The 6,126-nt window shown below is 67.7% G+C and carries 6 protein-coding genes; 3 read left to right on the forward strand and 3 right to left on the reverse strand.

What is annotated here, in order from left to right:
- Positions 1-1,514, forward strand: a 1,514-nt coding sequence (locus VJ655_RS03465) for a PTS transporter subunit EIIC (protein WP_324098290.1), incomplete at its 5' end; no start/stop codon positions are given.
- Positions 1,515-1,601: 87 nt separating this feature from the next.
- Here VJ655_RS03465 and VJ655_RS03470 read toward each other — a convergent pair.
- From VJ655_RS03470 to VJ655_RS03480, 3 genes are all read right to left on the reverse strand, one after another.
- Positions 1,602-2,435, reverse strand: coding sequence for an alpha/beta hydrolase (locus VJ655_RS03470; protein WP_324098292.1), 834 nt, complete (start codon positions 2,433-2,435; stop codon positions 1,602-1,604).
- Positions 2,436-2,448: 13 nt separating this feature from the next.
- The gene (locus tag VJ655_RS03475) at positions 2,449-3,003 is read right to left on the reverse strand and encodes a VOC family protein (protein ID WP_324098294.1); all 555 of its coding nucleotides are present in this window, start codon (positions 3,001-3,003) and stop codon (positions 2,449-2,451) included.
- Between the two features lie 159 nt (positions 3,004-3,162).
- Positions 3,163-3,951, reverse strand: coding sequence for a citryl-CoA lyase (locus VJ655_RS03480; RefSeq protein WP_324098296.1), 789 nt, complete (start codon positions 3,949-3,951; stop codon positions 3,163-3,165).
- Between the two features lie 192 nt (positions 3,952-4,143).
- Between VJ655_RS03480 and VJ655_RS03485 the strand changes: the two genes are divergently transcribed.
- Positions 4,144-5,292, forward strand: coding sequence for a CoA transferase (locus tag VJ655_RS03485; RefSeq protein ID WP_324098298.1), 1,149 nt, complete (start codon positions 4,144-4,146; stop codon positions 5,290-5,292).
- Positions 5,293-5,432: 140 nt separating this feature from the next.
- Positions 5,433-6,126: IclR family transcriptional regulator domain-containing protein (locus tag VJ655_RS03490; protein WP_324098300.1), on the forward strand; the 694-nt coding region annotated here is incomplete at its 3' end.

The following is a 6,126-nucleotide window of genomic DNA, read 5'->3' on the forward strand; positions in this document are numbered from 1 at the left end:
CGGGCGTCGTCTGCTTCCTGATCGCCACCGAGGGCGCCAAGGCCTTGCTGCACGCGCCGGCCGAGGTGACGGCCGGTCTGGTCAAGGATCACGCGCACCTCGCGGTCGGCGCCTACAAGGCCAAGGCGCTGGCCAAGCTGAGCGTGCCGATCGGCATCGTCTCGGGGATCGTCGGCGGGCTCTTCTACAACCGCTTCTCGGGCTTCAAGCTGCCCGAATACCTGGCCTTCTTCAGCGGCCGGCGTTTCGTGCCGATCGTCTCGGGCCTGGCCGGCCTGCTGATCGCCGTGCTCCTGGGCCTGGGCTACGACGCGATCAACGGCGGCGTCGACGCCGCCAGCCGGGCGGTGGTCGTCTCGGGCGAGATCGGCCTTCTGGTGTTCGGCTTCCTCAACCGGATCCTGATCGTCACCGGCCTGCACCACATCCTCAACAACATCGCCTGGTTCGTGGTCGGCGACTATCACGGCGCGACCGGAGACCTCCGTCGCTTCTTCGCGGGCGATCCCGCCGCTGGGGCGTTCATGAGCGGCTTCTTCCCGGTGATGATGTTCGGCCTGCCGGCCGCGTGCCTGGCCATGTACCACGCCGCCAAACCCGAAAAGCGCAAGGCCGTCGGCGGCATGCTGGCCTCCCTGGCCCTGACCTCGTTCTTGACCGGGGTGACCGAGCCGATCGAGTTCTCGTTCATGTTCCTGGCCCCGGCGCTCTATGCGATCCACGCCGTCCTGACGGGCGTGGCCATGGCGCTGATGGACTTGCTGCACGTGAGGCTGGGCTTCACTTTTTCGGCGGGCCTGTTCGACTATGTGCTGAACTTCGGCAAGGCTAGCCGGCCGCTATGGCTGGTTCCGATCGGCCTTGCCTACGCCGGCCTCTATTACGGCCTCTTCCGCCTGGCTATCGCCCGGTTTGATCTGAAGACCCCCGGCCGCGAGGACGACGAGGCCGTTCCGGCCAAGGCCGTCGCCACCGGCGGCGGGCGCGGGGCTGACTTCGTCCAGGCCCTGGGCGGGGCGGGCAACCTGACCAGCGTCGACGCCTGCACCACCCGCCTTCGCCTGATCGTCGGCGACCAGGCGGCGGTCGACGAAGCCGCCCTGAAAGCCTTGGGCGCGCGCGGGATCGTGCGCCCCTCCGACAAAGCCCTGCAGGTGGTGCTGGGCCCGATCGCCGACACCGTCGCCGGCGAGATCCGTCAGGCGCTCGAAAGCCCGGCGCCGCCAGCCAAGGCGATCCGGACCCTCGCCAAGGACGTCGCGAGCCCGACCCTGGAGGATGACCGCAAGGCGCGGGCCATCGCCGCCGCGCTCGGCGGAGCGGGCAATCTCAAGTCCGTCGACGTCTGCTCCAGCCGCCTGCGGGTGGTGCTGGACGATCCCGCCGCTCTCGACGAGGCCGCCCTGGCCGCCGTCGGCGTTCGGGGCCTTGTCCGCGTCGGCGAAAACGCTCTCCACATCGTCTTGGGACCCGACGCCGAGCGGGTCGGCGAGGTGTTGCGTCGCTCCCTGTAGGGCGGAGATCCGTCGTTGCGGTAGAGGGCTGTGAAGATCGTCTCGTGCGATCGGTTCGTCACCTTGGCGTGACCAGATCGCCGCCGATCAGCTTCGGACGGCTGTGTCGCCGAGGAAGGCGCCGACCGCCGCGTTGAACGCCTCGGGATGGCTGAGATTGCTCATGTGGCCGGCGTCCGCCATGACCTGGCGTCCGCCCTGGGGCAGGCCATAGGCGAGGGCGTCGCCGACCAGCTGGAGCCAGGGCGGGTCGTGCTCGCCCGTGATCACCAGGGCCGGGACGGCGATCGTGTCGAGGCGTCGGGCCAGGTCCGGCGCCTCGCCCCTCGGCGAAATCACCTCGCCCAGGTCGCGCCCGTCGTAGGCCTCGAGCATGGCGTCGAGGGCCGAGCGGTCCAGGTGACCGGGGAAGGCCATCAAAGGATGTGACGACCAGGCCGCCCGCATCGCGTCGATTGCGCCGCCGCGAACCAGATCGCGATAGGCGTCCAGCGGAATGGCCTCCTCCGGGCGCGGGCCGGGCGCGAAGCCGTCCAGCGGCGCGCTTTGCAAGACCAGGCCCCAAAGGCGATCGGGACGCCTGTCGGCGAAGCGCAGAGCCACCCGCCCGCCCTGCGACATGCCGATCAGGGCGCAGCGATCCACGGCCAGCGCATCGAGCACCGCCAGTATGTCATCCAGTTCCTGGTCCAGGTCGGGCGGCGGGGTTGACGCGCCAAACCCTCGCCGATCGATGGCCGCGACCCGGAAAGTCGAGGACAGAACCTCGACCTGCGGTCGCCACATCCGGCGGTCCAGTGTCCAGCCGTGCAGGAAAAGCGCCGCCGGGCCTTCGCCCGACACCTCGCCGTGCAGCACCCCGCCGCGTACGGGAACGGCGATCGATGCGCGCGCCGCGCCGGAAGCCGCCAGGGGCCTCATCGCCCGCCCGGCGCTAGGCCTGGGTTTCGTGCGTGTGGGAGCGGAAGACGTTGTTGTTGCGGTGGTCGCCCGCCAGCCAGCGCTTGAGTTCGCTGTGGGCGTCGGTTCGGCGCTGGCGATTGAGCTCCTCGGCCTCCGGCGCGTCGTGGGTGAACTCAAGGATCATGCCGTTGGGATCCTTGACATAGACCGAGCGGCAATAGCCGTGGTCCAGGACGTAGGTGTCGGGCTCGACATAGCCGGCGGCCTTGATGCGCCGCTCGATCGCGGCCTGGGTCTCCAGGTCTACGTTCAGGGCGATGTGGTGGAAGGGGGAGTCGGGCATCTTGGGCCCGAATAGGTCCTGATCGCTCGGGCTGGCGAACTGGAAGAAGGCCAGGGCGCTGCCGTCGGCCAGCTCGAAGAAGCAGTGGCAATAGGTGCGTTCCTCGCCGAACAGCTCGTCCTTCTCGCACCAGGTGGCGATCAGCGGCAGGCCGATGATGTCTTCGTAGAAGCGCCGCGTCGCCTCCAGGTCGCGCGAGACATAGGCCGTATGGTGCAGTCGGCTGGGGAGATTCACGCCCATCTCTCAATCCTTCCCTGTCTGGCGCGGGCGCCATTGGCCCGTCGCCACGTCTTGTTTGCTTGCGGAGGTCCGCGCGGCGACGCTTAGATGACGCGGAAAACTACCACTGGCCGCGCGACCCAGCAATTCGTTTTTCGAATAAAACTTCGCATATCGAATTTATACGGCCTCGCCGTCATAATCGATCGCGGCGGCGGCGTGGTGGGACAGCACAAAGCCGATCGGGCGCTCGGACTCCTCCTGCAGATGGCCGATGAGGCCGCCGGTCCTGGCCAGGAGCGAGATGCCCTTGAGCGCGGCCAGGGGGAAGCCGACATCGAGCATGACGGCGGGAATGGCGCCGTTGACATTGATCGGCAGGGGGCGGCCCAGCGTCTCTGGAAGCGCCTCGCGAACGGCGAGCAACATGCGGATGTGCCGACCGGTGACGCCCTTCTCCTCGGCCAGACGCAGGAGCAGATTGCCGCGAGGATCGCCGTCCGAATGCAGAGGATGACCAAAGCCGGGGATGGCTTTGCGCTCGGCGCGCAGCGCCTTGACGCCTTCCCGCGCCACCTCGAGCGGGTCGAGGTTCTCGCGGTCGGCCCGCTCGACCAGATCGCTCAGAAAACGGCCCGTGGTCTCTGCGCTGCCCAGCACCACCGAGCCGCAGCCCAGGAGGCCGGCGGCCACCGCGCCCTGGAAGGCTTCCGGCGCGGCCGCGTAGGTCATGCGCGCGGCCACCACGCTGGGCACCAGGCCATGTTCGGCGATCGCCACCAGGACCGCATCGGCGAAGAAGCGCTGGACGGGGGTCGGCGGCGTCCCGGTGACCAGGAACCAGAAGTAGGAGGTGAAATCGATCTGCCCGATCAGTTCGCCGACCAAATCCTTGCCCCGGACGTTGATCACGTCGGCGGTGGAGGTCGAAATGGCGCTATAGGGTTGGTCTTGCTTGCCGATGCGCATGCGACTCTCGCTGTGTGAAGGGATTGGCCCCGAAACTCGACCCTTCCCATCGAGACTGTCAACAAAAGTTTCGGCATGCGAACTTGAGTTCGATATACGAAATCTCTATCGTTCCGGCCGAAAGCGCGTCGCCGTCGCCAGGCCGCGCGGCGACAAGGCTGGGATCGCCAGCCGCTCGAACCGAGTGAAGTCATGATCAAGGTCTTGAAGAACGTCCGTGTGCTCGAGATGGGCACCTTCATCACCGGTCCCGCGGCCGGGATGTTGCTCGCCGACCTGGGCGCGGACGTGATCAAGGTGGAAAATCCCGAAGGCGGCGATCCCTTCCGCGCCTTCGAGGGCGGGCTCTACAGCCCGCACTTCCAAACCTACAACCGCAACAAGCGCAGCATCACCCTCAACACCAAGGACGCTGGCGACCTGGCGATCCTCGACGCGCTGATCGCCGACACCGACGTCTTCATCCAGAACTTCCGCCCCGGAGTCGCCGAGCGGCTGGGCGTCGGCGCGGCCAGGCTGCAGGGGCTCAATCCCAGGCTGATCTATTGTTCGATATCGGGCTTTGGCCCGTCGGGACCCGGTCGCGACCGCCCTGCTTTCGACACCGTCGCCCAGGCCGCCAGCGGCTTTCTGCGGCTGCTGGTCAATCCCCAGAACCCCCGGGTCGTGGGCCCGGCGATCGCCGATGCGGTGACGGGCTACTACGCGGCCTACGGCGTCCTGGGCGCGCTGCACGAGCGGTCCGAGACGGGCAGGGGCCGGCTGGTGGAAGTCTCCATGCTCGAGGCCATGAGCCACTTCAATCTGGACGACTTCACCCACTACTTCGCGGCCGGCCAGGTGATGACGCCCTACAGCCGCCCCCATGTCTCCCAGTCCTATGTGTTCGAGTGCCAGGACGGCCGATGGATAGCGCTGCACATGTCCTCGCCCGCCAAGTTCTGGGAGAATCTGGCGCAGGCCATCGACCGCCCGGGCCTGCTGGAGGATCCGCGGTTCTCCGATCGCGGCGCGCGCATCGACAACTACGACGCGGTCCTGGCGACGCTGGCGCCGATCTTCAGGAGCCGTCCGCTGGAGGTCTGGTGCGAGCGTCTGACGGCGCTGGAGGTGCCTCACTCGCCGGTCTACGCCTCCAACGAGGTGCTGGAAACGCCGCAGGCCAAGCACTTGCAGCTGGAGGTCGCCGCCGAGCACCCGGTGATGGGGCCGTTCCGCACAATTCGCAGTCCGGTCTCGTTCGACGGCGAAAGGCCGCTGCAGGTCACCGCGCCGCCGACGCTGGGCGAGCACGACACCGAGGTGAAGGCCGGGCGCGGTAAGCGCAAGGCCGTCGGCTGATCAAAGCGCCCCTGGACGCCGCCGCCTAGGATCGCCGGTCCAGGATCGCCGGTCCAGGATCGCCGGTCCAGGATCGCTCTGGCCTAGGCTCGCGCCGACGACTATACGCGACTGCATACTAGGCAGCAGCGAAGCATCGAATGGCGCGAGAGCCCCGCAAAGAGCAGGATCCAGAGTACCTCTCGACGCTCGAGCGCGGCCTGAGCGTGCTGCGCGCCTTCAACCAGGAGCGGCCGGAAATGGCGCTGAGCGAGGTGGCGGTCGTCACCAAGCTGAGCCCCGCGGTCGCGCGACGCTGCCTCAACACCCTGGTCAAGCTCGGCTATGTCGCGCAGCACGGCCGCCGTTTCCTGCTGCGCCCCGAGGTGCTGGTGTTCGGATCGGCCTATCTGGCGTCGATGAACATCGAGGAAGTGGCTTCGCCCTATCTGCAGGCGCTGCGCGACGAAACCGGTGACAGTTCCTCCTTGGCGGTGCTGTCGGGCGAGGACGTGCTCTATCTGTGCCACGTTTCGACCAACCGGCGCATCCGCTTGGGCGCGAGCGTGGGCACGCGCTTCCCCGCCTACGCCACCTCGCTGGGCCACGTCCTGCTCGCCTACCAGCCCGACGAGGTGATCGAAGCCTACCTGTCGGAGGTGAGCCTGACCAAGCTCACCGAACACACCGTGACGTCCAAGGACGTGCTGCGTCAGCGCATCCAGGCCGCGCGCGCCCGGGGCTATGATTCCTCCCAGGACGAACTGGACTACGGGATCGTCTCGGTCGCCGTCCCGGTGTTCAATCGCCAGCACCAGATCGTCGCGGCCATCAACTGCTCGACCTCGACCACTC

The organism is Caulobacter sp., from assembly GCF_035254145.1.
In the GTDB taxonomy this organism is placed as follows: domain Bacteria; phylum Pseudomonadota; class Alphaproteobacteria; order Caulobacterales; family Caulobacteraceae; genus Caulobacter.

Coding starts and splice junctions, on each gene's coding strand:
- VJ655_RS03470 (WP_324098292.1), bottom strand. CDS start 2,435: ATGAGGCCCCTGGCGGCTTCCGGCGCGGCGCGCGCATCGATCGCCGTT.
- VJ655_RS03475 (WP_324098294.1), bottom strand. CDS start 3,003: ATGGGCGTGAATCTCCCCAGCCGACTGCACCATACGGCCTATGTCTCG.
- VJ655_RS03485 (WP_324098298.1), top strand. CDS start 4,144: ATGATCAAGGTCTTGAAGAACGTCCGTGTGCTCGAGATGGGCACCTTC.
- VJ655_RS03480 (WP_324098296.1), bottom strand. CDS start 3,951: ATGCGCATCGGCAAGCAAGACCAACCCTATAGCGCCATTTCGACCTCC.